Origin of the sequence: Stenotrophomonas sp. ESTM1D_MKCIP4_1 (genome assembly GCF_003086895.1) — a bacterium.
GTDB lineage: Bacteria > Pseudomonadota > Gammaproteobacteria > Xanthomonadales > Xanthomonadaceae > Stenotrophomonas.
Window position 1 is genome coordinate 2,891,010 of the sequence record NZ_CP026004.1, and the last position, 22,823, is coordinate 2,913,832.

At 66.1% G+C, this 22,823-nt stretch carries 30 protein-coding genes and 1 tRNA gene; 16 read left to right on the forward strand and 15 right to left on the reverse strand.

The genetic code is table 11. The features are described 5' to 3' along the window. Nucleotides 1-64: 64 nt before the first annotated feature. The 8 genes from C1924_RS13255 (at nt 65) to C1924_RS20340 (ending at nt 4,300) form a co-directional block, all read left to right on the forward strand. Complete coding sequence (locus tag C1924_RS13255) at nt 65-691, forward strand: hypothetical protein (RefSeq protein ID WP_254051138.1); 627 nt, start codon at nt 65-67, stop codon at nt 689-691. Next, nucleotides 688-1,239 (forward strand): ADP-ribosylation factor-like protein, encoded by a 552-nt coding sequence (locus C1924_RS13260; protein WP_108765727.1) that lies wholly within the window; start codon nt 688-690, stop codon nt 1,237-1,239. Before C1924_RS13255 ends, C1924_RS13260 begins: the two co-directional genes overlap by 4 nt. Then, nucleotides 1,232-1,630 (forward strand): roadblock/LC7 domain-containing protein, encoded by a 399-nt coding sequence (locus C1924_RS13265; protein WP_108765728.1) that lies wholly within the window; start codon nt 1,232-1,234, stop codon nt 1,628-1,630. Before C1924_RS13260 ends, C1924_RS13265 begins: the two co-directional genes overlap by 8 nt. Nucleotides 1,631-1,726: 96 nt before the next feature. Continuing rightward, nucleotides 1,727-2,053: a hypothetical protein gene (locus C1924_RS13270; protein ID WP_216821598.1), complete on the forward strand. Its 327-nt coding sequence runs from the start codon at nt 1,727-1,729 to the stop codon at nt 2,051-2,053. A 210-nt stretch (nt 2,054-2,263) separates the two neighbouring features. Beyond that, nucleotides 2,264-2,593, forward strand: coding sequence for a pilin (locus C1924_RS13275; protein WP_159094804.1), 330 nt, complete (start codon nt 2,264-2,266; stop codon nt 2,591-2,593). A 170-nt stretch (nt 2,594-2,763) separates the two neighbouring features. Then, nucleotides 2,764-3,222: a pilin gene (locus C1924_RS20670; RefSeq protein ID WP_108765731.1), complete on the forward strand. Its 459-nt coding sequence runs from the start codon at nt 2,764-2,766 to the stop codon at nt 3,220-3,222. A gap of 69 nt (nt 3,223-3,291) precedes the next feature. Further along, nucleotides 3,292-3,771 (forward strand): prepilin-type N-terminal cleavage/methylation domain-containing protein, encoded by a 480-nt coding sequence (locus C1924_RS20675; protein ID WP_301554010.1) that lies wholly within the window; start codon nt 3,292-3,294, stop codon nt 3,769-3,771. A gap of 145 nt (nt 3,772-3,916) precedes the next feature. Then, complete coding sequence (locus C1924_RS20340) at nt 3,917-4,300, forward strand: hypothetical protein (RefSeq protein WP_159094805.1); 384 nt, start codon at nt 3,917-3,919, stop codon at nt 4,298-4,300. A 10-nt stretch (nt 4,301-4,310) separates the two neighbouring features. Here C1924_RS20340 and C1924_RS13295 read toward each other — a convergent pair whose 3' ends face one another. Continuing rightward, nucleotides 4,311-4,517: a hypothetical protein gene (locus tag C1924_RS13295; RefSeq protein WP_108765734.1), complete on the reverse strand. Its 207-nt coding sequence runs from the start codon at nt 4,515-4,517 to the stop codon at nt 4,311-4,313. Nucleotides 4,518-4,914: 397 nt separating this feature from the next. Here C1924_RS13295 and C1924_RS13300 point away from each other — a divergent pair, with 397 nt between their 5' ends. From C1924_RS13300 to C1924_RS13315, 4 genes are all read left to right on the forward strand, one after another. Next, a complete protein-coding gene (locus tag C1924_RS13300; protein WP_108765735.1) occupies nt 4,915-5,178 on the forward strand; it encodes a hypothetical protein in 264 nt (87 codons plus the stop codon). Between the two features lie 9 nt (nt 5,179-5,187). After that, the gene (locus C1924_RS13305) at nt 5,188-5,421 is read left to right on the forward strand and encodes a DUF1653 domain-containing protein (protein WP_108765736.1); all 234 of its coding nucleotides are present in this window, start codon (nt 5,188-5,190) and stop codon (nt 5,419-5,421) included. Nucleotides 5,422-5,498: 77 nt separating this feature from the next. After that, nucleotides 5,499-6,071: a TetR family transcriptional regulator gene (locus C1924_RS13310; protein WP_108765737.1), complete on the forward strand. Its 573-nt coding sequence runs from the start codon at nt 5,499-5,501 to the stop codon at nt 6,069-6,071. A gap of 13 nt (nt 6,072-6,084) precedes the next feature. Beyond that, nucleotides 6,085-6,417, forward strand: coding sequence for an SMR family transporter (locus tag C1924_RS13315; RefSeq protein WP_108765738.1), 333 nt, complete (start codon nt 6,085-6,087; stop codon nt 6,415-6,417). A 39-nt stretch (nt 6,418-6,456) separates the two neighbouring features. On the opposite strand, the gene C1924_RS13320 is transcribed toward C1924_RS13315, so the two are convergent. Next, nucleotides 6,457-6,630 carry a DUF1328 domain-containing protein gene (locus C1924_RS13320; protein WP_108765739.1) on the reverse strand — a complete coding sequence of 58 codons (174 nt, stop codon included), beginning with the start codon at nt 6,628-6,630 and terminating at the stop codon, nt 6,457-6,459. A 97-nt stretch (nt 6,631-6,727) separates the two neighbouring features. Then, nucleotides 6,728-7,366, reverse strand: coding sequence for a LysE family translocator (locus C1924_RS13325; RefSeq protein WP_108765740.1), 639 nt, complete (start codon nt 7,364-7,366; stop codon nt 6,728-6,730). Nucleotides 7,367-7,516: 150 nt separating this feature from the next. Here C1924_RS13325 and C1924_RS13330 point away from each other — a divergent pair, with 150 nt between their 5' ends. Beyond that, nucleotides 7,517-8,209 carry an aspartate/glutamate racemase family protein gene (locus C1924_RS13330; RefSeq protein ID WP_108765741.1) on the forward strand — a complete coding sequence of 231 codons (693 nt, stop codon included), beginning with the start codon at nt 7,517-7,519 and terminating at the stop codon, nt 8,207-8,209. Between the two features lie 63 nt (nt 8,210-8,272). Here the strand turns inward: C1924_RS13330 and C1924_RS13335 are convergent, their stop codons facing one another. The 10 genes from C1924_RS13335 to thrS all read right to left on the reverse strand — a co-directional run bounded on the left by C1924_RS13335 (nt 8,273) and on the right by thrS (nt 16,689). After that, the gene (locus C1924_RS13335) at nt 8,273-8,632 is read right to left on the reverse strand and encodes a hypothetical protein (RefSeq protein ID WP_254051139.1); all 360 of its coding nucleotides are present in this window, start codon (nt 8,630-8,632) and stop codon (nt 8,273-8,275) included. A 245-nt stretch (nt 8,633-8,877) separates the two neighbouring features. Beyond that, nucleotides 8,878-8,954, reverse strand: a tRNA-Pro gene (locus C1924_RS13340). A 68-nt stretch (nt 8,955-9,022) separates the two neighbouring features. After that, on the reverse strand, nt 9,023-9,379 hold the full coding sequence (locus C1924_RS13345) for a MerR family transcriptional regulator (protein WP_005410431.1): 357 nt from the start codon (nt 9,377-9,379) through the stop codon (nt 9,023-9,025). After that, complete coding sequence (locus C1924_RS13350) at nt 9,360-9,659, reverse strand: integration host factor subunit alpha (RefSeq protein WP_005410432.1); 300 nt, start codon at nt 9,657-9,659, stop codon at nt 9,360-9,362. Before C1924_RS13350 ends, C1924_RS13345 begins: the two co-directional genes overlap by 20 nt. A 27-nt stretch (nt 9,660-9,686) precedes the next feature. Beyond that, the gene (gene pheT, locus C1924_RS13355; RefSeq protein ID WP_108767062.1) at nt 9,687-12,068 is read right to left on the reverse strand and encodes a phenylalanine--tRNA ligase subunit beta; all 2,382 of its coding nucleotides are present in this window, start codon (nt 12,066-12,068) and stop codon (nt 9,687-9,689) included. A gap of 100 nt (nt 12,069-12,168) precedes the next feature. Further along, nucleotides 12,169-13,164 carry a phenylalanine--tRNA ligase subunit alpha gene (gene pheS / locus C1924_RS13360; RefSeq protein ID WP_108765743.1) on the reverse strand — a complete coding sequence of 332 codons (996 nt, stop codon included), beginning with the start codon at nt 13,162-13,164 and terminating at the stop codon, nt 12,169-12,171. A gap of 196 nt (nt 13,165-13,360) precedes the next feature. Further along, nucleotides 13,361-13,720: a 50S ribosomal protein L20 gene (gene rplT, locus C1924_RS13365; protein ID WP_005410435.1), complete on the reverse strand. Its 360-nt coding sequence runs from the start codon at nt 13,718-13,720 to the stop codon at nt 13,361-13,363. Nucleotides 13,721-13,731: 11 nt separating this feature from the next. Further along, nucleotides 13,732-13,929: a 50S ribosomal protein L35 gene (rpmI, locus tag C1924_RS13370; RefSeq protein ID WP_005410436.1), complete on the reverse strand. Its 198-nt coding sequence runs from the start codon at nt 13,927-13,929 to the stop codon at nt 13,732-13,734. 267 nt (nt 13,930-14,196) lie between these two features. Further along, nucleotides 14,197-14,724, reverse strand: a complete 528-nt coding sequence (infC, locus tag C1924_RS13375) for a translation initiation factor IF-3 (protein WP_074725076.1) — start codon at nt 14,722-14,724, stop codon at nt 14,197-14,199. 63 nt (nt 14,725-14,787) lie between these two features. Next, on the reverse strand, nt 14,788-16,689 hold the full coding sequence (thrS, locus tag C1924_RS13380; protein ID WP_108765744.1) for a threonine--tRNA ligase: 1,902 nt from the start codon (nt 16,687-16,689) through the stop codon (nt 14,788-14,790). 429 nt (nt 16,690-17,118) lie between these two features. On the opposite strand from thrS, the gene C1924_RS13385 reads away from it, so the two are divergent. Genes C1924_RS13385 through C1924_RS13395 form a run of 3 tightly spaced genes read left to right on the forward strand, consistent with a single transcriptional unit; the run spans nt 17,119 to nt 19,263 of the window. Beyond that, nucleotides 17,119-17,430: a hypothetical protein gene (locus tag C1924_RS13385; protein ID WP_108765745.1), complete on the forward strand. Its 312-nt coding sequence runs from the start codon at nt 17,119-17,121 to the stop codon at nt 17,428-17,430. Beyond that, the gene (locus tag C1924_RS13390; RefSeq protein ID WP_108765746.1) at nt 17,430-17,693 is read left to right on the forward strand and encodes a hypothetical protein; all 264 of its coding nucleotides are present in this window, start codon (nt 17,430-17,432) and stop codon (nt 17,691-17,693) included. Before C1924_RS13385 ends, C1924_RS13390 begins: the two co-directional genes overlap by 1 nt. A gap of 10 nt (nt 17,694-17,703) precedes the next feature. Beyond that, nucleotides 17,704-19,263 carry a PepSY-associated TM helix domain-containing protein gene (locus tag C1924_RS13395; RefSeq protein ID WP_108765747.1) on the forward strand — a complete coding sequence of 520 codons (1,560 nt, stop codon included), beginning with the start codon at nt 17,704-17,706 and terminating at the stop codon, nt 19,261-19,263. 24 nt (nt 19,264-19,287) lie between these two features. Here the strand turns inward: C1924_RS13395 and C1924_RS13400 are convergent, their stop codons facing one another. Together C1924_RS13400 and pnp are read right to left on the reverse strand one after the other, a co-directional pair. Beyond that, nucleotides 19,288-20,472: a glycoside hydrolase family 18 protein gene (locus C1924_RS13400; RefSeq protein ID WP_108765748.1), complete on the reverse strand. Its 1,185-nt coding sequence runs from the start codon at nt 20,470-20,472 to the stop codon at nt 19,288-19,290. A 174-nt stretch (nt 20,473-20,646) separates the two neighbouring features. After that, the gene (gene pnp, locus C1924_RS13405) at nt 20,647-22,755 is read right to left on the reverse strand and encodes a polyribonucleotide nucleotidyltransferase (RefSeq protein ID WP_108765749.1); all 2,109 of its coding nucleotides are present in this window, start codon (nt 22,753-22,755) and stop codon (nt 20,647-20,649) included. Nucleotides 22,756-22,823 lie beyond the last annotated feature (68 nt).

Genomic DNA, 22,823 nt, shown 5'->3' on the forward strand with positions numbered 1-22,823 from the left:
CATGGTCCGATACCGTCGGTTTCCTTTCGATGATCAGCAACCTCCCGCGCCCTCCACACTGGACATGGCCGCACTGCCCTTCGTGCAGCAGGTGCGCCTGCACCTTGCGGCCGAGGCAACCACGTCGCGCCGTTCGGCAGTTGCAGCGGTGCTGCATGACGGTGCAACGGTGTGCTGGCTGGATGCAAAGAACGACCGTCTGCTGACCACCGCACCGGCGCCGGTCGCACTCACCCTGCTCAGGCAGCTGCTGTGCGAGGCACAGCCACCGTTGCGCCTGGCACCGGTGAATGAAGATGCATTCGTGCAGAACGCCTTCGTCTCCAGCAACATCCCCTTGCGTCCGACGCTCTGGGATATCGGCCTGCAGACCGCGACGCAGGGCCGGCTGATGGAACCGCTGCAGATGGAAGCGCGCCTGCGCCTGCAGCGCTGGCCGGATTTCCGCATCCTGGCCCATCGCCCCGACCACTTCCGCATCTGCGCACTGCTGATCAAGCAGGGAATTTCGGTGCAGGCCTGCTGCCAGATCCTGGACATGCCCCTGCAGACGGTCCAGGCCTTCTTCAACGCAGCATTCCTCACCGCCTATGCCATTCCGGTCATGGGTGAAGAAGCCCCCATCCGTCCTTCCCCCACCGACAGCCTGGCCAACCTGTGGCGCCAGCTGCGCATCCGCTGGAGTGCATGACCGTGCGTGAGCACAAGATCGTGGTAATGGGCCCGCTTGGCGCGGGCAAATCAACGCTGGTGCAGACCCTCACCGAGGGCCGCGCGGTCGTGACCGAAGCGCGCAATACCGACCCCAGCGTGGGCAAGCTGTACACCACCGTGGCCATGGATTACGGCGATATCGACCTGCCCGGCGGTGACCGCCTGCGCCTGTACGGCTCGCCGGGGCAGCAGCGCTTCGCCTACCTCTGGCCCATTCTGCTGGCCGGTGCCGAAGGCGTGATCGTCCTCGTCGACGGCAGTGAAGCCGTCGAAGCCACGCTGGCCGGACAGCACCTGCAGGCGATCACGGATATCGCGCCGGCGCTGCCGGTGGTGATCGGCATCACCAAGTGTGCCCCTGGCAGCGATCCGGTGCTGCCAGCCTGGCAGGACTGGCTGGAGGAACATGCGTACGGCTTGCCGGTGCTGCTGCTCGACCCGCGTGACATGGCGCAGTCGATTGCCGCCATGGACCTGCTGATGAGCCAGATCGAGTGCAATGCGATGGGAGCTGCCCATGGCTGACTCCCCGCGCACTGCTACGGCCAGCCCGGAGATCGCATCCGCGCTGCGCACCCTTGTCCGCGATGTTGCAGGCGTGCAGGCCATTGTCGTGGCCAGCACCGATGGTTTCGCCCTGGCCCAGGATGGCCCGCAGGGGCATACCGCCGACCGTCTGGCCGCCATGACCAATTCGATGCTGGGCCTGGCCAGCGCGCTGGGGCGCGAGCTGCATTTCGGCGAACTGGACACCCTCATCCTCGATGCCGCCCACGGCAAGGTGCTGATGCTGGCCATTCCCGGCGCGCAGCCGCGCCTGCTGATGACCGCCTGCGACCACAGCTGCGTGATCGGCAACGTCCTGTGGCATGCCAAGCAATGCGTGCGCTTCGTCGCTGACAGCGCGAAGCGATGAATGTCCCTCGCCATGCTCAAACGCCTCTTCGCCTTCAAACACCCACAACGGAAACGTGAAATGAACACCACCATCAACAAGTGTCTCGAAACGCTCATGCAGATCAACGGCGCGCAGGCCGTAGCACTGGTCGATTATGAAAGCGGCATGCTGCTGGGCGAAGCCGGTGCCGGCGTGGACATGGAGCTGGCCGCCGCCGGCAACACCGAAGTCCTGCGCGCCAAGATGAAGACCGCCGAGGCCCTGAACCTCAATGACACCATCGAGGACGTCCTGATCACCCTGGGCCGCGCGTACCACGTGCTGCGCCCCGTGTCGGCGAAGAAGGGCCTGTTCTTCTACGTCGTGCTGGACCGGCAGAAGGCCAACCTCGCGCTGGCCCGGCGCATGGTGCTGGATGTGGAAACCTCGCTGGCGCTGTAAGGCCACGCGTCAATCGTGCAAGGGGAAGGGAACGCCGGGGCCGCTCGGGGAGAGCGGCCCCGGCACCGGAGCCCTTCTGCACACGCCACCAGGGGAGCCATGCACATGCACGTTCCTTGCGCTGCGGGCAGGCCGCGCACGCACACTGGTGCGCTGCGGCCTTGCGCAGCAATTGCCATCAGCGCCGCATTGGCGCTGCTGTGCGTTGTGTTGCTGCGGACGCCCGCGACGGACGAGCGCGCGCAGGTGCACGGCGCTGCGGCCGCACTTGGCCAGGCCGTGGGCGTGATTGAACGCAGCTATGCCGCCAACGACCTCGCCCCGCACGACGGCCACCTGGCACTGCCCACCAGTGCCCGCTACTGCACGCACCTGCGGGTGGCCTTGCCCGATACCGGCCGCGCCCGGCTGCGCTGCCAACTACGCCCGCTGGAAGGTGCAGGCGGCACGCTGACGCTGCAGCGCTCGCCTGCAGGTGCATGGCACTGCAGTGCCGTGGGCGTGGAAGAAGCGCTGTTGCCGGCACATTGCCGCCATTAAACCCAGGCCGCCTTTCCCACTATTGGTAAAAGCGTTATCGGGCACGCTGCGAAGCGCGTTTTTACCAATCCTTGAATATATCGATCCGCGCCCGGGTGTTTACCTATCAACGCGCCGCCAAAGACACCTGGCGGCCGATATTCAAATCACCCAACGCACGAAGGATACTCATGAATACTTCCTCCATCCCCGCACGCACGCCGCGTTCCCGGCAGCAGGGTTTCTCGCTCATCGAACTGATGGTGGTGGTGGCGATCATCAGCATTCTCGCGGCCATCGCACTGCCGCAGTACCAGAAGTTTTCCGCCAAGGCCAAGCTCGGCGCGGCACTGGCCGAAGTAACGCCTGGCAAGGTGGGCATGGAAGCACTGCTTGCCGAAGGCGCCGATCTGAGCACGGTGGACCCGAGCATGGTCGGCCTGCCGACCGCGGGTTCGCGCTGTGCCTCGTTCGAGGCATCGCTGGCTGCTGACGGCATTGGCAGCCTGGTGTGCAACCTGAAACCCGACCAGGCATTTGGCGGCGGTTCGGCGTTGAGCCTGGAGCGCAGCACCGATGGCATCTGGACCTGCACCAGCGATGTCGCAGACAAGAACGTCCTGCCGGAAGTGTGCCGGAACGACGCCTGACACACGCCCGCAGGCGGGAGACCCGATCTCCCGCCTGCGGGTTCAACGTCCACTCCGAATGGGATCTTCATGAACGTTCCAACGAACCGCATGCGCGTCAACGCGCCCTCCCCCACGCGGGAGCATGGGTTTTCACTGATTGAACTGATGGTGGTCGTGGCCATCCTCGCCATACTCGGCGCGATTGCACTTCCCCAGTATCAGCGGTTTACGGCAAAGGCGAAACTGACGGCTGCGCTGGAGGAAATCTCGATCGCCAAGAATGTGCTCAACCTCGCGCGCATCGAGGATGCCACAGAGCTCAGGGGTGGACCGTTGCAACCGGAGCAGGTCGGTCTTAGCTCGAACAGCAGGTACTGCGCGGCGCTCCACATCAATTTCGATGAATTCTGGTGCACCCTGAAGCCTGACCCGGTGATGGGTCCAGCCGCCAATATCGGTTTTCTGCACGACTCCGCCACCGGCGAATGGCGCTGCAAGGGCAATGTCGGCAATGGCGGACAGGACCTGCTGCCAGACCAGTGCCGCTATCGTCCGGGCGGCGGCTGAGCGCGCTTTTCCCCGGTCGTTGATCATGCACACCGTCATTGCTCCGCCCGTCCCGCTTGCGGGCACTGAAACCCGCTCCCTGCCCATGCTGGAACGCCCAGGAGAACCGTCCCCTACAGTTGTCATCGCCGATCCCAACCCCTGCGTGCGCCGTGAACTCGGCCGTTCCATCGGGGCACTGCTGGGTGGCGAACCGCCGCGCGAAGCCCGCTCGCCGTCCGAAGTGCTGACCTGGATCGCCGATGCGCGCTGCAGAGTGCTGGTGATCGATCCCTGCATGCCCACCGTGGGGCAGCATGACGGCATGCCGCTGCTGCGCCGCATCTGCAGCCTGCGCGATGACCTGCTGGTCCTGGTCATTTCCCACCACCCCCGGCAGCTGCTGCGTGACAGGGCACTGCCCTCACGCATCAAGCATGTGTATGCCAAGACCGCGGATCCGGCATGGCTGTGCCGTTTCATCCACCCGGTGCTGCAGCCCTGTACTGAAAGCCAGCACGCGGCATCTCTCGAAGAAGCACTCGCCTAGCAGCCATTCGTCAGCGGCGGAAATGCACGGCATCCACCGTGTTTCCCAGCGCTTCCACACGCACCGTGCTGTCCTGGCCGGTGCGCTGGTGGTGGTCACTGGCGCGCGACAGGGCGGCATCGAAGGCGGCGGCGCCGCTGGCGAAGGGTTCGGGAACTGCAGTAGCCGGATCCAGTACGGACCAGTTTTCGGCACTGCACTTGACGGTGATGACCATGACGGACTCCTTGAGGGCAAGAGGCAGCGGCGCCAGGCCGCCTGCGATTGCCACCCACCCTAGGCACGCCGTCAGGAAGTGCCTATCGGATTAGTACGAAAAACGCCGGTCGGAGCCTCAGAAGAAGACCCTCATCACATCCCTGAGTCGGTTTAGTGAAGAATTTCCGTGACCCTTGTCACGGAGTCAGCAGCGCTTCACACTATCGTCACTAACAGGGGCCCCTTCCACATGCGCACCTCGCTTCCGCTGCAGCGTTCCACCTTGCTGAAGTTCTATTTCGTGGCCAGCTATCTGGTCCTGCTTGAAGAAGTAGTACGCGCCAGCATCAGCTGAGCGCTTGCCGCCGGGGGTGACGCGGCCGACACTGGGGGCTCCCGTTCGTGGAGCGCTGCCGATGAAGATTGCCCTCCTGCTGCCCGTGCTGGCGCTGGCCAGCTGTGCCCACCCCGCGCCCGTCGGACCGCCTGCTGCGGCCACCCCGGCGGTAGGCAGTGACCGCGACGCCCACGGCTGCATCGGTTCGGCCGGCTACCAGTGGTGCCAGCGCAGCGGGCGTTGCGAACGGCCGTGGGAGCTGGCCCAGGCCCAGGGCGTGGCCAATACGTCCGAGGCCATCGAGGCGTGGTGTGCCCTGCCCGCGACGCCGTCACGGCGGTAGAATTCCGGGATGTCCGACCTCAGCCCCCTGCCCAGCCTTGCGCCCGGCCGCTACCGCCATTTCAAAGGCGGTCTGTACGAAGTAATCGACATCGTCCGCAGCAGTGAAACCCTGCAGCCGCAGGTGCTGTACCGTGCCCTGTACGGCGAAGGCGGCCTGTGGGTGCGCCCGTACGCCATGTTCATCGAGCAGGTGCCCGGCGAGCACGGCCCGCAGCCGCGCTTCGCGCGCATCGACGACTGATCCCGCCGCTTCACCTGCGACAGCCGTGAGGACGACCACGGCTGTATAATCATACCGTCCAGTCGGTTTCCTTCCCCATGTCCGCATCCCCCGCCCTCGCCCGCCGCAAGGCTCCCGATCTGGTGCGCCAGGCGCTGCTGGATGCCACCGCCCGCGTACTGGGCCAGAACGGCCTTGCCGCGCTGACGGTGCAGGACGTCGCCCGTGCCGCCGGGGTCAGCAAGGGCGCCCTGTTCCATCACTTCAGCAGCAAGCAGGACCTGCTGGACGCGACCCTCGCCCAATTGATCGCCAGCTTCGAGCAGGACGTGCGTACCCACATGCAGGGCGCCCTGGATGGGCACGGCAGCTTCACCCGCGCCTATGTCCAGGTCACGTTCGACCACCTCCTGCAGCAGAGCCGCGAGAACGACATCGGCCTGACCATGGCCAACCTGCTGGAACCGGCGCTGCTTGCGCATTGGCGTGAGTGGATGCGCCGCATGCTGGCGCAGTTCCCCGGCGAGGCCACCGACCCTCGCCTGTTTGCAGCGCGCTGTGCCGCCGATGGCTACTGGGCCACCGCCTATGGCCGCCCGCTGGATGAGGAGGAACGCCGCAACGCGCTGGCGATGGCGGCCGAGGCATTGAAGCTGTGTTCGCCCGCCTGACCTGGAGCCAGCCATGAACCCATACGTCTATCTGGCCGCTGCCATCGCATTGGAAGTCATCGCCACCTCGCTGCTGAAGGCTTCCGAAGGCATGAGCCGGTGGGCACCGACCCTGGGGGCACTGGCCTGCTATGGCGTGTGCTTCTACCTGCTGGCGCTCACGATGAAATCCATTCCCACCGGCATCGCCTATGCCATCTGGTCCGGGGTGGGCATCGTGCTGATCTCGCTGATCGGCCTGCTGCTGTTCAAGCAGCGGCTGGACACGCCGGCCCTGATCGGCATCGGCCTGATCTGCGCCGGCGTGCTGGTCATCAACCTGTTCTCGAAAAGCAGCGCGCACTGAGCGCGCTGCGGCCTGCCATCGCTGCGCAGGCGACTGCGGTCAGGCGACCTTCTTGGCGATGCTCATGCCGATCAGGAACAGCACCACGGCAATGATGATGCCGGCCCAGAACAGGAACTTGGCGATACCGACCGCAGCGCCGGCGATGCCGCCGAAACCCAGCACACCGGCAATCAGGCCGATGACCGCGAAAATGATGGCCCACTTGATCATGTCGATCCTTCCCCCGCAGGGAACAAAAACGGTATGAACAGGTTAAGCACGCGGCGATGCCGGCGTCGTGAGTGCGCCGCACGCGCGGCGTGAACATTCAGCGCGGGCGGAAACGCAGCAGCGCGATGGCGAAGGCCAGGAACACGCTGCCCACCAGCCGCTCGAACCAGCGCTGTGCAAAGGGCTTGGCCAGCCAGCGGCGCAGGCCATGGCCGCCGGCCGCATACATCACGTACCAGAACAGCTCGCAGGCGGCGAAGGTGGTGACCAGGACGGTGTACTGCTGGCCCTGCGCACGTGCCGGATCGACGAACTGTGGCAGGAAGGCGGCGGCGAACAGCAGCAGCTTGGGATTGCTCAGCCCCACCAGCAGGCCACCACGGAACACCGACCATGCCCCGTGCACCGGCTCCAACCGCGGCTCACCGGGGATGGCGGCCAGGGCGGGCCGGCAGCTGTCGCGCCACGCCTTGATGCCCAGCCAGGCCAGATAGGCCACCCCGAGGTAACGCAGCACCTCGAACAACATCGGTGAAGAACGCAGCAGTGCGCTCAATCCGGCGGCCGAAGCGGCCAGCACCAGCAGCATGGCCAGCAGGCATCCGGCCATGGCCGGCACGCTGCGGCGGAAGCCCAGGCCGACGCTGCGGCCGAGGATGTGCAGCATGTTCGGACCCGGCGTGCCGCACAGCACGAAGACCGTTGCCAGGAACCACCACCAGGTATGCAGGGCCATCACGATTCTCGACGCAGGAAGCCGATCAGCTTACGGGCTGGCGTCGCGCGGCGGTACGTACAGCGGCAGGCAGGATCGACGGTTACAGAGCACGGCCTGCAGGCGATGCCTGCGCTGTGCTGCAATGGGGCATATGACAGGGAGACAGGCATGAAGACGCTGGGGCTGATTGGCGGCATGAGTTGGGAAAGCTCGGCGCAGTATTACCGTCTCATCAACGAGGAGGTCCGCCAGCGGCTGGGGGGCGCGCACTCGGCACAGCTGCTGCTGTGGTCGGTGGATTTCGCCCGCATCAAGCAGTTGCAGCACGCGGGCGACTGGGACGCGCTGGGCCAGGAAATGATCGACGCCGCACGCCGCCTGCAGGCCGCTGGCGCCGATCTGCTGGTGGTCTGCACCAACACGATGCATAAGCTGGCCCCGCAGATGGAGGCCGCCTGCCCGCTGCCGCTGCTGCATATTGCCGACCCGACCGCCACCGCCATTCGGCAGGCCGGGCTGCGCATGGTCGGCCTGCTGGGCACCGCGTTCACCATGGAAGAGGATTTCTACCGCGGACGGCTGAGCGATCGCTTCGGGCTGCAGGTGCTGATACCCGATGCGGACGACCGCCGCGACGTGCACGACATCATCTACCGCGAGCTGATTGCCGGCATCGTCAGCGAGGCCTCACGGCAGGTGTATGTCGAGGTGATCCAGCGCTTGGTTGCACGGGGCGCCGAGGCGATCATCCTCGGCTGCACCGAGATCATGTTGCTGGTACGCGAACAGGACAGCCCGGTGCCGCTGTTCGACACCACCACCCTGCACGCGCGCGCCGCCGTGGATGCAGCGCTGGCGTAGCGTCGAGCGTGCTCGACGGAAATCCCAACGCGCCCGTGGCAACGCAGTCGAGCAGGCTCGACTCTACCCTTCGCGTATCGCCAGCGCGGCCACCAGCCACTCCACCACGGCCGGTGAATCGCACAGGAAGAACACGGCGTCGCCACTGCGCGCTTCGCTCAGCATGCGGTACACACTGATGGCGGCTGCGGCCTGGTTGGCAACGAATACCTCGCCGCTGCGCGGTCCCTCGGCCTGCCGCGATTCGCGTTGCAGCGCCTGCCGCGCGGCAACGGTGCCCGCGGGCTCGGCCTCACGACTGAGGTCCTCGCCGCGCAGGCCCCAGGAAACAAAGACACGCTTGTCCTTGAACGTGGTGTCCAGCACCTGGACGCCGTCCGCGCCTGCGCCGGACGAACGATGAATGACGCTACTGCTGATCAACGCAACCCCCTGTGGTCGTCGTGGTCCGCGCATCGTCCGGCACGCGCACCACCACCGCCATTGGCCGGAGCGTGTGCTCGGGCTGCGGGCGGCTGGGCAGGTACCGGGAGAGAACCGATGCGATCGGATCTGCGTCGATGATAAGGGAACTTGCGCCGCTGGCCTGAATGCCCGGCATCACGCCTCCCGTCACGGGCAACAAAAAAGCCCACGCATCGCTGCGCAGGCTTTCTGTTTCATCACAGTGGTCGGGACGGCCGGATTCGAACCGACGACCCTCTGCCCCCCAGGCAGATGCGCTACCAGGCTGCGCTACGCCCCGACTGATGCTGCGATGTTCCCGCCAGTGCGGCGGGCCGTGAAGTATAGCGGATTACGCGGGGTTTGGGATCACCGGCGAAGCAATTGCAGCACTTCTTCCAGCTCCATGCGTACCTGCTTGATGATCTGGTTGCTCAACGCCGATTCCTCGCGCGCATCCGGACCATCAAGGCGCAGGCGCGCGCCACCGATGGTGTAACCCTGTTCGTACAGCAGGCTGCGGATCTGCCGCACCATCAGCACGTCGTGGCGCTGGTAGTAGCGGCGGTTGCCACGGCGCTTGGCCGGCTCAAGGCTGGGGAATTCGGTTTCCCAGTAGCGCAGCACGTGCGGCTTGACGTCGCACAGCTCGCTTACCTCACCGATGGTGAAGTAGCGCTTGGCCGGGATCGGCGGTAGTTCGCGGTTACTGCCCGGATCCAGCATAAGCTTCCACCCTCTCCTTGAGCTTCTGGCCCGGACGGAAGGTCACCACCGTGCGGGCGGAAATCGGAATTTCCTCACCGGTCTTGGGGTTGCGACCCGGGCGCTGGTTCTTGCGCCTCAGGTCGAAATTACCGAAGCCGGACAGCTTCACCTGACGTCCCTGTTCCAACGCTTCACGCAGCACATCGAAGAACGCGTCGACGAATTCCTTGGCTTCCCGCTTGTTCAGACCGACTTCGTCGAACAGCTTTTCCGCCATCTCCGCCTTGGTCAATGCCATTGCCTGCTACCCCTGAGTGCTTCCCGCTCAGCCGCGGATCCGGGCGTGGTGCTCACGCTCGATCGCAGTGACCGCATCGGCCACCACCGCTTCCACGTCGCGGTCCGTCAGAGTGCGCGACTTGTCCTGCAAAATCAAGCCCATAGCGAGACTCTTGAACCCCGGCTCGACGCCCTGGCCGACGTAACGGTCGAACAGGTTCAGTTCGCGCAGCAACGGGCCAGCGGCCTGGCGGATGGTCGCGGCCAGGTCGCTCCAGGCCACCTGTTCAGGCACCAGGAACGCCAGGTCGCGGCGCACGGCCGGGAAGCGCGACAGCTCGCCGGCACGCGGCAGCGCGCGGGCGGACAGCGCCTCCAGGTCCAGCTCGAAGGCGTAGACGTCGGCCTCGATGTCCATGGCCTTGGCCAGGCGCGGATGGATCTGGCCGATCCAGCCGATCACCACGCCATCGCGGTACACCTCGGCCGATCGGGCCGGGTGGCCGAAAGCGCGGGTGGACGGGCGGAATTCGAGCACGGCACCGCTGGCGGCGGCCAGCGATTCCAGGTCTCCCTTCAGGTCATGGAAATCAACCTTGCGGGTCGGCAGGCCCCACTGCACGGACTGCGCATCACCACAGACGGCAGCGGCCACGCGGGGCGTTTCCAGCGGTGCGGGTTGGCCTTCGCCCGCCTGCTGGGCGAACACCCGGCCGACCTCGAACAGGCGCACGCGGGCCAACTGGCGGGCGGCGTTGCGGCCCAGGGTGGCGACCAGGCCCGGCAGCAGCGCCGGGCGCATCACGGCCAGCTCGGCCGACAGCGGGTTGGCCAGCGGCACCAGGTTGTCGCGCAGCTGCCACTGGGTCAGCAGCGCATCATCGACGAAGGCGAAGTTCAGGGTTTCCTGCAGATCGCGGGCGATCAGCTGGCGGCGCACGCTGAGCACGTCCAGCTGGGTTTCGGTCGGCATCGCCACGCGCGCCGCGCCGCCCGGCAGGGTGGTCGGAATCTGCTCGTAGCCGTGGATGCGCGCCAGTTCCTCGATCAGGTCTTCTTCGATGGCGATATCGAAGCGACGGCTCGGCGCGGTCACCTGCCAGCCTTCGCCGGCCGCGGTCACGCCCATGCCCAGCGCGCGCAGGATGCGCTCGACCTCGGCGTCTTCGATGGTGATGCCCAGCACGCGGGTGATGCGCGCGCGGCGCAGCAGGATCGTCGCAGGCTGCGGCAGATCGGCCGCGTTGACGGCCTCGGTCACCGGCGAAGGCGTGCCACCGGCCAGGTCCAGCACCAGGCGGGTGGCGTACTCGATGGCGGTGCGCGGCAGCGCCGGGTCGACGCCACGCTCGAAGCGGTGGCCGGCATCGGTGTGCAGGCCCAGCTTGCGGCCACGGCCCATGATGGCGGCCGGGGCGAAGTGCGCGGCTTCCAGGAACACGGCGGTGGTGTCGTCGGTGACGCGGGTGTCGAAGCCGCCCATCAGGCCGGCCAGGCCGACCGCACGGTCAGCATCGGTCACCAGCAGGAAGCTGTCGTCCAGCACGGCATCGCGGCCGTCCAGCAGCTTGATCGCTTCATTGGCGCGCGAACGGCGCACGCCGATGCTGCCCTGCAGGGTGCCCAGGTCATAGGCGTGCATCGGCTGGCCCAGCTCCAGCATCACGTACTGGGTGATGTCGACCAGCAGCGAGACCGGACGCACGCCGCTGCGGCGCAGGCGCTCGGCCATCCACAGCGGGGTCTTCGCGGCGGCATTGACGCCTTCGATGACGCGCCCCAGGTAACGCGGCGCTTCGGCGCCAGCGTCGAGCTGGATGGACAGCTCGCGGCTGCCGACAGGCGCAATGGCCTCGGCGGCGAAATCCAGCACGTCGCTGCGGGTGGCAGCGGCCACATCAAAGGCGATGCCACGCACGCTGAAGCAGTCGGCGCGGTTGGGGGTCAGCTTGATCTCGATGCTGGCGTCAGGCAGGCCGAGGTATTCGACCAGGGTCTGGCCGACCGGCGCATCATCGGGCAGTTCCAGCAGGCCCGAGGCATCGGTATCCAGGCCCAGTTCCTTGGCCGAGCACAGCATGCCGTTGGATTCGACGCCGCGCAGCTTGGCCGGCTTGATCGCCAGATCGCCGATCTGCGCGCCGACCATGGCCAGCGGCGCCACCAGGCCCGGGCGCGCGTTCGGCGCACCGCAGACGATCTGCAGCAGCTCGCCCTGCCCGGCATCGACCTTGCACACCTGCAGGCGGTCGGCTTCCGGATGGCGCACGGCCTCGACGATGCGTGCCACGACCACGTGCTGCAGGCCGTTGCCGAGCGCGGTCACTTCTTCCACTTCCAGGCCGATTGCGGTGAGCACCGCGCTCAGTTCATCGCGCGAGGCGGCGGTCGGGACGTGGCTGCGCAGCCAGTTTTCAGAGAATTTCATGGGGTCACCCTGGTGGGCCCGGCGCATGCGCCTGGGCCTGCGAATGTAGATGCCGTCGATTCAGGAGCAGCCGAGCAGGCTCGACGCTACGGGCCGGCGCTTATGCGAACTGTTTCAGGAACCGCACGTCGTTCTCGAAGAACGCGCGCAGGTCGTTGACGCCGTAGCGCAGCATCGCGAAGCGCTCCACGCCCAGGCCGAAGGCGAAGCCGGTGTAGCGCTCCGGATCGATGCCCACGTTGCGCAGCACGTTCGGGTGGACCATGCCGCAGCCCAGCACTTCCAGCCAGCGGGTGCTGCCGTCCGGCTGCTGCCAGGCGATGTCCACTTCCGCGCCCGGTTCAACGAACGGGAAATAGCTGGGGCGGAAGCGCATCTCGAAATCGCGCTCGAAGAAGGCGCGGACGAACTCGGCCAGCGTGCCCTTCAGGTCGGCGAAGGTGGAGTGCTCGTCCACCAGCAGGCCTTCCACCTGGTGGAACATCGGCGAATGGGTCTGGTCGCTGTCGCTGCGGTACACCTTGCCGGCGGCGATCATGCGCAGCGGCGGCTGGTGTTCGCCCATGTAGCGCACCTGCACACCGGAGGTATGCGTGCGCAGCAGGCGGCCGTCACCAAAGTAGAAGGTGTCGTGCATGGCGCGCGCCGGGTGGTGCGGCGGGAAGTTCAGCGCCTCGAAGTTGTGCCAGTCGTCCTCGATCTCCGGACCCTCGGACAGCTCGTAGCCCAACCGGCCGAAGATGCCGGTGATGCGCTCCAGGGTGCGGGTGATCGGGTGCAGGCCGGCCCGGTCGCCATTGCGGCCCGGCAGGGTGATGTCGATGGCTTCAGAGGCCAGGCGCGCATCCAGTGCGGCGTTTTCCAGCACGGCCTTGCGCTCGCCCAGCGCGCTGGACAGCGCGTCACGGGCCTGGTTGATGGCTTCACCGGCGGCTTTGCGCGCGTCGGCCGGCAGGGTGCCGAGCTGCTTGAGCTGGGCGGTGATGCTGCCGCTCTTGCCGAGCAGGGCCACGCGCAGCTGTTCCAGCGCGTCGGGGCTCTGGGCGGCGGCCACATCGGCCAGTGCCTGGGTGGTGAGGGATTGGATGTCGCTCATGGGGGGCCGGAACTCCAGTCGGTCTGCCATCGCGATGCGCGAAGGGCCGACCCCTGTCGCCACCGCCGGTCCCCGCACCGCGCGCCTGCGGCGTTGCCGGGACCCAAAAAAGAATGGGGAAGGACTTGCGCCCTTCCCCATGCATTGCCTCTACCTGACACCGTTCCCGTTGAACGGCAACGGCATCGGGAAGGACTTATGCCGCCAGTGCGCCCTTGGCCTTTTCGGCCAGTGCAGCAAAGCCAGCTGCGTCGTGCACGGCGATATCAGCCAGGACCTTGCGGTCCAGGGTGATGCCGGCCTTCAGCAGGCCGTTCATGAAGCGGCTGTAGCTCAGACCGTTGATGCGGGCAGCCGCATTGATACGGGTGATCCACAGCGAACGGAAGTTGCGCTTCTTCTGCTTACGGCCGATGTAGGCGTACTGCTGTGCCTTGATGACCGCCTGCTTGGCGACGCGGAAGACCTTGCGACGGGCATTGTAGTAGCCCTTGGCGAGATCCAGAATTTTCTTGTGGCGGCGACGCGCCTGTACGCCACGCTTAACTCGTGCCATTTTTCAGTTCCTCAGAGGTAAGGGAGCATGCGGTCCAGACGGCCTGCGTCTTCTGCACGGACATGGCCCGTCTGACGCAGATTACGCTTACGCTTGGTCGCTTTCTTCGTGAGGATGTGGCTACGGTTGGCGTGGCCGCACTTGTACTTGCCCGAGGCGGTCTTGCGGAAACGCTTGGCCGCTGCCCGGTTGGTCTTGATCTTGGGCATTGCAATGTCCTTGATGGGATATGACCCTGGTTTCTGACTGATCTGGCGGTGGCCTTGGCCACTCTTTCCGTCCTGCCATGATCGGCGTACGACCCGTCCTGGGTGGGTCGAGCCGGGCATGATACAGGCAAAACCGCCCTGCCACCAGCCCCTGCAACCCTTTCAGACATGATTCTGCCGGGATGACGCAAAAGCAAAGGGACGCCTATGGCGTCCCTTCACCCTGAAGCGTTCAGCCAGGCGCCCCGCAAGGCAGCCTTCCAGGCTTCAGGTCTTCTTCTTCGGCGCGATCATCATGACCATCTGACGCCCTTCCAGGCGCGGACGGGATTCGATGACGATGTCCTCGCCCAGATCGGTCTCGATCCGGTTGGCCATTTCACGGCCCAGTTCCTGGTGGCTCATTTCACGGCCACGGAAACGGATGTTGACCTTGATCTTGTCACCATCTTCGAGGAACCCACGCATCTTGCGCAGCTTGATCTGATAGTCGCCCTCGTCCGTGACCGGACGGAACTTCACTTCCTTGATCTCGACCTGCTTGGTCTTCTTCTTGGCCTCGCTGGCCTTCTTCTGCGCTTCGAACTTGAACTTGCCGAAATCCATGATCTTGCAGACCGGCGGATCGGCCTGCGGCTGGATTTCAACCAGGTCCAGGCCTTCATCTTCGGCCATGGACAGCGCTTCGTCGCGCGACAACACGCCGATCATTTCTCCGTCACTGCCGATCACGCGGACGCGCGGCACACGGATTTCCTGATTCTTGCGGTTCTGTTTGTTGTCAGGGGTGCTGATATTACGTTCTCCCAAGGGTATCGAACCGGCCCGGGTGCCTGTGCGCCCGGACCGGACCTTTGCTTACGCGCCCTCGGCGTGGAGCCGCTCGATGAAGGCCTGCAGGCTCATGCTGCCCAGATCTTCGCCAGAACGCGTACGCACCGCTACAGCCCCGTTTTCCTTCTCGCGGTCACCGATGACCAGCAGGTAAGGCACGCGCTGCAACGTATGCTCGCGGATTTTATAGCCGATCTTCTCGTTACGCAAATCCGAGCTGACGCGGAAGCCTTGCTCCGCAAGGGTTTTGGTCACGCCGGAAACGTATTCAGCCTGGGCGTCGGTGATGTTGGCCACCACCACCTGCGTCGGCGCCAGCCAGGCCGGGAACTGGCCGGCGTGGTGCTCGATGAGGATGCCCAGGAAGCGCTCCATCGAGCCGACGATGGCCCGGTGCAGCATGACCGGGTGCTGCTTCTGGCTGTTTTCGTCCACATACTCGGCGCCCAGGCGGCCCGGCATCATGAAATCGACCTGCATGGTGCCCAGCTGCCAGGTACGGCCGATGGCATCCTTCAGGTGGTACTCGATCTTGGGGCCGTAGAAGGCACCCTCGCCCGGCAGCTCCTGCCATTCCACGCCGCAGTTGGACAGCGCCGAACGCAGCGCGCCCTCGGCCTTGTCCCAGGTGGCATCGTCACCCAGGCGCGATTCCGGGCGCAGGGCGATCTTGATCTGGATCTCGTCGAAGCCGAAGTGCTGGTAGACCGCCAGCGCCTGCTGGTGGAACGCGGTCACTTCCGATTCGATCTGGCTTTCGGTGCAGAACACATGCCCGTCGTCCTGGGTGAAGCCACGCACGCGCAGGATGCCGTGCAGCGCGCCGGACGGCTCGTTGCGGTGGCAGGAACCGAACTCACCGTAGCGGATCGGCAGGTCGCGGTAGCTGTGCAGGCCCTGGTTGAACACCTGCACGTGGCCCGGGCAGTTCATCGGCTTGACCGCGTAGGTGCGCTTCTCCGATTCGGTGAAGAACATGTTGTCCTGGTAGTTGTCCCAGTGGCCGGACTTCTTCCACAGGCTCACGTCCAGGATCTGCGGGCAGCGCACTTCGCCATAGCCGCTCTTCTGGTAGACCTTGCGCATGTACTGCTCGACCACCTGCCACAGCGCCCAGCCCTTGGGGTGCCAGAACACCAGGCCCGGGGCCTCTTCCTGCAGGTGGAACAGGTCCTGCTGCTTGCCGATGCGGCGGTGGTCGCGCATTTCGGCTTCTTCGATGCGCTTGATGTACGCCTCGAGCTGCTTCTTGTCGGCCCAGGCGGTGCCGTAGATGCGCTGCAGCTGCTCGTTCTGCGCATCGCCGCGCCAGTAGGCGCCGGAAATGCGGGTCAGCTTGAAGGCCTTCAGGAAGCGCGTGTTCGGCACGTGCGGGCCGCGGCACATGTCCACGTATTCCTGGTGGTAATACATGCCCATGGCCTGGATGTCGTCGGACATGTCCTCGATCAGGCGCAGCTTGTAGTCCTCACCGCGGGCCTTGAAGATCTCGATCACTTCAGCGCGCGGCGTCATCTTCTTGATGACGTCGTAATCCTGGGCGATCAGTTCGCCCATGCGCTTCTCGATGGCGGCCATGTCGTCCGGCGTGAACGGGCGCTCGGAGTAGATGTCGTAGTAGAAACCCTCGGCGATGACCGGGCCGATCACCATCTTCACGTCCGGGTACAGCTGCTTGACGGCGTGGCCGACCAGGTGGGCGCAGGAGTGGCGGATGATCTCCACGCCCTCCTCGTCCTTGGCCGTGATGATGCGCAGGCTGGCGTCCTTGTCGATGATGTCGCTGGCATCGACCAGCACGCCATCGACCGAACCGGCGATGGTGGCCTTGGCCAGGCCTGCGCCGATCGACTGGGCAACGTCCATGACGCTGACGGGGTTTTCAAATTCGCGGCGGCTGCCGTCGGGAAGGGTGATGTTGATCATCGCAATGGCTTCGTGCGGGGCCCGCGCGGGCGGGCTGGAATGCGGTCCGGGCCGGGGCCCGGGCAATAAAAAAGCGCCGCGAGGGCGCCTGGAACACAGGGCCTTCGGGGGCAGGTCAACGATGGGCGGTGGTAGTGCTCATGTCGCACGCTCGGCCGGCGCTGGGCGCGGGCCACCTTGTTCCAGTCGGGGTTCTGCGATGATCTTAAACCAGCAGGCGGCAAAGCCCAAGGGTTGCCCGATGGCCTGCTGAACACCCGTGGCTGGCGGCGCGAAAACGCAATGATTACGATGTGCGTGCGGGCTGCCTCGTGCCACCCTGCCCGCCCTCTTCCAGGACCTCGTGATGCGCCACCCGCCCCGACCGGCCTGCGCCGGCCCCGCCCGTGCTCCGCATTCGCCGGCCCACTGCCGCGGCGGACACCAACCATGATCACCGTAGGCCTGTCGACGCTGGGCTTCTGCAGCCTGGCCATGCTCTCGGCAATGTTTTCCGCGCTGGCGTTCTATGCGGCCTCGCCGCACTGCCGCTGGCCGCGCCTGCGCCGCGCCGGGCGCCTGGGCCGGCAGATCGGCCTGGTCGCTGCGGTCGCCTCGCTGTGGCTGTGGATGGCCGAACTGGGTGTTGCCGCCGGCCTGGTGGCGATGCTGTGCACCTGGATGCTGGCGGCCCTGCTGCTGCCGGCACTGGCCGCCTGGCACCGCCCTGCCACGGACCTCCCCGGCCGGGGCCCACGCTGATGTGGATGCGCGCCCTGTCGGGCATCTTCACTGGCTTTTTTCTGGCCGCTGCCGTCACCGGCCTGCTCACCTGGCTGCCCCCAGGCCCCTGGCCGAGCGCCGTGGTGCCGTCCCTGATCGCCTTCGTTCCACTGTGGATGCTGGCGGCACTGTGGGCCTTCAGTTTCCGCACGGTGGCGCGCGCCTGGCTGGTGCCGGGTGGCTGCGCCGCTGCGGGCTTCGCCGCACTGTGGCTGCTGCGCCTGAGCGGCGCGGTGCAATGAGAACGCACGCATGAAATTCAGTTCGCAGACCCTGCGTACCTTCACCACCCTGCACACCTGGGTCGGCCTGGTGGCCGGCTTCGGCCTGTTCGTGGCGTTCTATGCCGGTGCCCTGACCCTGTTCCACCACGATCTGCCGATGTGGCAGACACCGGGGGCGGCCAGCGTGCTGCCGGCCGGGCTGGATGATGCGCAGTACCTGCTGGACGACGTGCTGGCCAAGCACCCGGAAGCTCGCCGCCATGTCGGCATGACCTTCCCGGGCGCCGATCACCCACAGCCGCTGGCCTACTGGCAGGCGGCCGACGGCAGCTGGCGCTATGCCTGGCCCGGACAGACCGCCGGCAGTGCGACGCCGCCCCAGGCGGGCCTGGCCGAGCTGGTCAACGAGCTGCATTACAGCCTGGGCCTGCCGGTGGCGGGCATCTACGTGATGGGCATCGTCAGCCTGCTGTACGGCATGGCCCTGCTCAGCGGCCTGGTCATCCACCTGCCCAAGCTGCTGGGTGATCTGTTCGCGCTGCGCCCGGGCCGCAACCTCAAGCAGATGTGGCAGGACGCGCACAACATGATCGGCGTGCTCAGCCTGCCGTTCCATCTGATGTTCGCCGTGACCGGCGCCCTGCTCTGCCTGGTCTTCATCCAGATCGCCCTGCTCAACCCGCTCATCTTCGAGGGCAAGGCCATGCAGGTCGTGCCGGCGGCGATGGATACCGCGCCGGTGCGCGAGGCCAGCGGCGTGCCCAGCGCACCGGGCAGCCTGCGCGAACTGCATGCGCGCGCCCTGGATGTAGCCCGCGCGCAGGGCGTGAGCGACTTCGAGCCGGCGTACCTGAAGCTGGCCAATGGCAACGATGCCAACGCCACCATCGAGATCACCGGTGAATCCAGCGGCACCCTGGGCCCGCTCGGCTCGGTCGCACTGGATGTGGCCAGTGGCCGCGTGCTGGCCAGCCAGCTGCCCGGCCATCGCGATGCCAACCACGCCACGCTGAGTGCGGCCTATGCCCTGCACTTCGGCGAGTTCGGCAACGGCGTGGTGGTCTGGCTGTACTTCCTGCTGGGGCTGGGCGGCGCCTTCCTGTTCTACTCGGGCAACCTGCTGTGGATCGAATCGCGGCGCAAGCGGCGGCAACCGCAGCAGCCGCGTTCGGGGGTGAACATGGCACGGGCCACGGTGGGCGTGTGCATCGGCCTGTGCGTGGCGATCTCGGTGGCCTTCGTCACCGCACTGGTGCTGGAACGCGTGGCCCCGGCCGCAGTGGACCACGGCATCCGCTGGGCGTGCTTCGGCACGTGGGCGGCGTGCGCGCTGTGGGCCGCCCTGCGCCGCCCCGCGCAGGCGGCGCGCGAACTGCTCTGGGCCGCGGCCATCAGCACCGCCCTGGTGCCGGTGATGCACGGCGCGCTCAACGGCGACTGGCCGTGGCTGTCCGCCGCGCGCGGGCTGTGGCCGCTGTTCTGGATCGACATGGTCGCCCTGGCCATGGCCTTCGGCTTCGCCCGGCTGGCGGTGGCCAGCCAGCGCCGCGCCCGCGATGGCGACCCAAACAGCGTGTGGGCCGATTGACTCTACGAGTGCGCGGGCGTCGCCTCAATCGCCGACGCGGGCCTTGTGCCACGGTGCGAGCATGGCGTTGAGCAGGCTGGCCTGTTCGTCATCGCCGGTCAGCTCCCACATGAAGACGCCGGCCAGGCCCTGCTCCCGTGCGAACTGCGCGCGCAGTCCGATCGAGCGCGGGTCTTCGTAGCTGATGAAGATCTTCTCCGCCGCGTTGTACAGCCACGGACTCTGCGCCTGCGGCTGCCAGTGCTTCGTCCAGCCCGGCTGGCCCAGGTAACGCGCTCTGATCACCCGCCAGTCACCGGCCTCGGCCGGTGCGCTGTAGGCCTGGTACAGGCCATCGGTCGCATCGCCGGTCACCTTGAAACCGCGCCCGTAGAACGGCACGCCCAGCACCAGTTTGCCGGCCGGCACACCCTGGTCGCGGTAGTACTGCACGGCACCGGCCACGTTGTTCCAGCGCCGCAGTTCCAGTGCCAGCGGATCGGCCGCCACCTCATGCAGGGGCGCGTTGAAGGTCGACACCGCCGAGAAGCCGGTGCCCATGTCGTAGCTCATCAGGTTGATGAAATCGAACACCTTGGCCAACGCCGGCAGGTCGTAGCTGGCGGCCGGATCGTAAGGGCCATCGGTCTGCAGGCGGCCAGCGGCGAGTGCGGCGGTCAGCAGCATCGGTTGGCCCGCCTTGCGTCCCTGCGCATCAAGTGCCACGCGGAACGCCTGCGCGAGCCGGGTCATGTTCGCGCGGTCCTGCGGACGATGGGCCAGCTCCTCCGGGCCACCACTCACCGGGAACTCCCAGTCGATGTCCACGCCATCGAAACTCCCCGCGTAGTGGTCGAAGAACAGCGCCATGCACGAATCCACCAGTCGCTTGCGGCTCGCCTCGGTCAGCGCGGCATCGGAGAAGCCACCTGCGCCCCAGCCGCCGATGGAGATCAGCGTGCGCAGGTGGGGGTGTGCCCTCTTCAGCTGCGCCAGGGCGGCGAAGTTCTTCGGCGCTTCTGTACCCACCGTGCAGCGCCCTGCTTCGATGGTGGAGAACGCGTAGAACACATGGGTCAGCCGGTCGGCTGGAATGCTCGACACCGGGTAGCGATCGGAGGATCCACCGGGATAGTAGGCACCGTAGATCGGCGGTTGCGCCGCGTGGCTGGCGGCAGGAACGGCGGCGGCGATCAGCAGGGCAAGCCCGGCCAGGGTCTGGCGCAACATGGAAACTCCCGGTATGTAGAGTCGAGCTTGCTCGACTGTTGTTGATGTGTCGCGAACGGCAGTCGAGCACGCTCGACTCTACGAAATGCGGGCAAAGAAAAAGCGGGCCGAAGCCCGCTTTTTCATTCCAGCGATTCCAGGAGTGTGTCAACCACGGTTGACACCTACCCCCGATTATTCGGCGCTGGCGCCTTCGCCTTCTTCCACGGCCTTCATCGACAGGCGGATACGGCCCTGCTTGTCGACTTCCAGCACCTTGACCTTGACCACATCGCCTTCCTTCAGCTTGTCCCCGACCTTCTCGACGCGCTCGCTGGAGATCTGCGAGACGTGGACCAGACCGTCCTTGCCCGGCAGGATGGTGACGAACGCACCGAAGTCCATGATCTTGGCGACCTTGCCTTCGTAGATGCGGCCCGGCTCGACGTCCGAGGTGATCTGCTCGATGCGGGCCTTGGCGGCCTGGGCAGCGATGGCGTTGACCGAAGCGATGACGATGGTGCCGTCGTCCTGGATGTCGATCTGGGTGCCGGTTTCCTTGGTGATGGCCTGGATGGTCGAGCCACCCTTGCCGATCACTTCGCGGATCTTGTCCGGGTGGATCTTGATGGTCAGCAGGCGCGGCGCGTAGTCCGACAGCTCTTCGCGCGGGGCGGTCAGGCCGTGGGCCATTTCACCCAGGATGTGCAGACGGCCAGCCTTGGCCTGCTGCAGGGCCTGCTTCATGATCTCTTCGGTGATGCCTTCGATCTTGATGTCCATCTGCAGGGCGGAAATGCCCTCAGCGGTACCGGCCACCTTGAAGTCCATGTCACCCAGGTGATCTTCGTCACCCAGGATGTCGGACAGGACGACGAAGCGATCGCCTTCCTTGACCAGGCCCATGGCGATACCGGCAACCGGCGCCTTCACCGGCACGCCGGCGTCCATCAGGGCCAGCGACGAGCCGCAGACCGAGGCCATCGACGAGGAACCGTTCGACTCGGTGATTTCCGAGACGACGCGGATGGTGTACGGGAAGGATTCCAGCGACGGCATGACAGCCAGCACGCCGCGCTTGGCCAGGCGGCCGTGGCCGATTTCGCGGCGCTTCGGGCCCATCATGCGGCCGCACTCACCCACCGAGAACGGGGGGAAGTTGTAGTGGAACAGGAAGTTTTCCTTGTACTCACCGGCAACGGCGTCGATGACCTGGCCGTCACGGGCGGTGCCCAGGGTGATGGTCACGATGGCCTGGGTTTCGCCGCGGGTGAACAGCGAGGAACCGTGGGTACGCGGCAGGACGCCGGTCTTCACGGCGATCGGGCGGACGGTGTCCAGCGCACGGCCGTCGATACGGACCTTGGTGTCCAGCACCGAGTCACGCATGGTGCGGTATTCCAGCTCGCCGAATTCCTTCGACAGCTCGGCCGGGTTCCAGCCCTCGGCAGCCACGCGGCCAGCCAGGGTTTCGACCACGTCCTTCTTGATCGCCGAGATGGCGTCGCGGCGCTGCAGCTTGTCGCGCACCTGGAAGGCTTCGCCCAGGCGCGGGCCGATGGCTTCCTTCAGGGCGCTGATCAGCACGTCGTTCTTGGCCGGGGCTTCCCAGGTCGACGGCTTGGTGCCGGCTTCCACGGTCAGCTCGTTGATCGCGTTGATGACCTTCTGCATTTCGCGGTGACCGAAGGTCACGGCGCCCAGCATCACTTCTTCCGACAGCAGCGCGGCTTCGGATTCGACCATCAGCACGGCATTGGAGGTACCGGCAACGACCAGTTCCAGCTGCGAGTCAGCCAGTTCGCTGACGGTCGGGTTCAGGATGTACTCGCCGTTCTTGTAGCCGACCTTGGCAGCGCCGATCGGGCCCATGAACGGGGTGCCGGCCAGCGACAGGGCAGCCGAGGCACCGATCAGGGCAGCGATGTCGCCGTCCACGTCCGGATTCAGCGACATGACCGTGGCGATGATCTGCACTTCGTTCTTGTAGTCTTCCGGGAACAGCGGGCGGATCGGACGGTCGATCAGACGCGAGATCAGGGTTTCCTTCTCGGTCGCACGGCCTTCACGCTTGAAGAAACCACCCGGGATACGGCCGCCGGCGTAGAACTTTTCCTGATAATCGACGGTCAGCGGGAAGAAGTCCTGGCCTTCGCGCGCGCTCTTGGCGGCGACGGCGGTGACCAGCAGTACGGTGTCGTCCATCTTGACGATGACGGCACCGCTGGCCTGGCGGGCGACTTCGCCGGTCTCAAGCGTGACGGTGTGTTTGCCGTACTGGAAGGTTTTGGTGATTTTTGCCACGGAGGGTGTCCTTGGGGATGCTGTCTGCGAATTTGGACCGTCGGCGACCCTTGCCGCCAGCGGGTGGC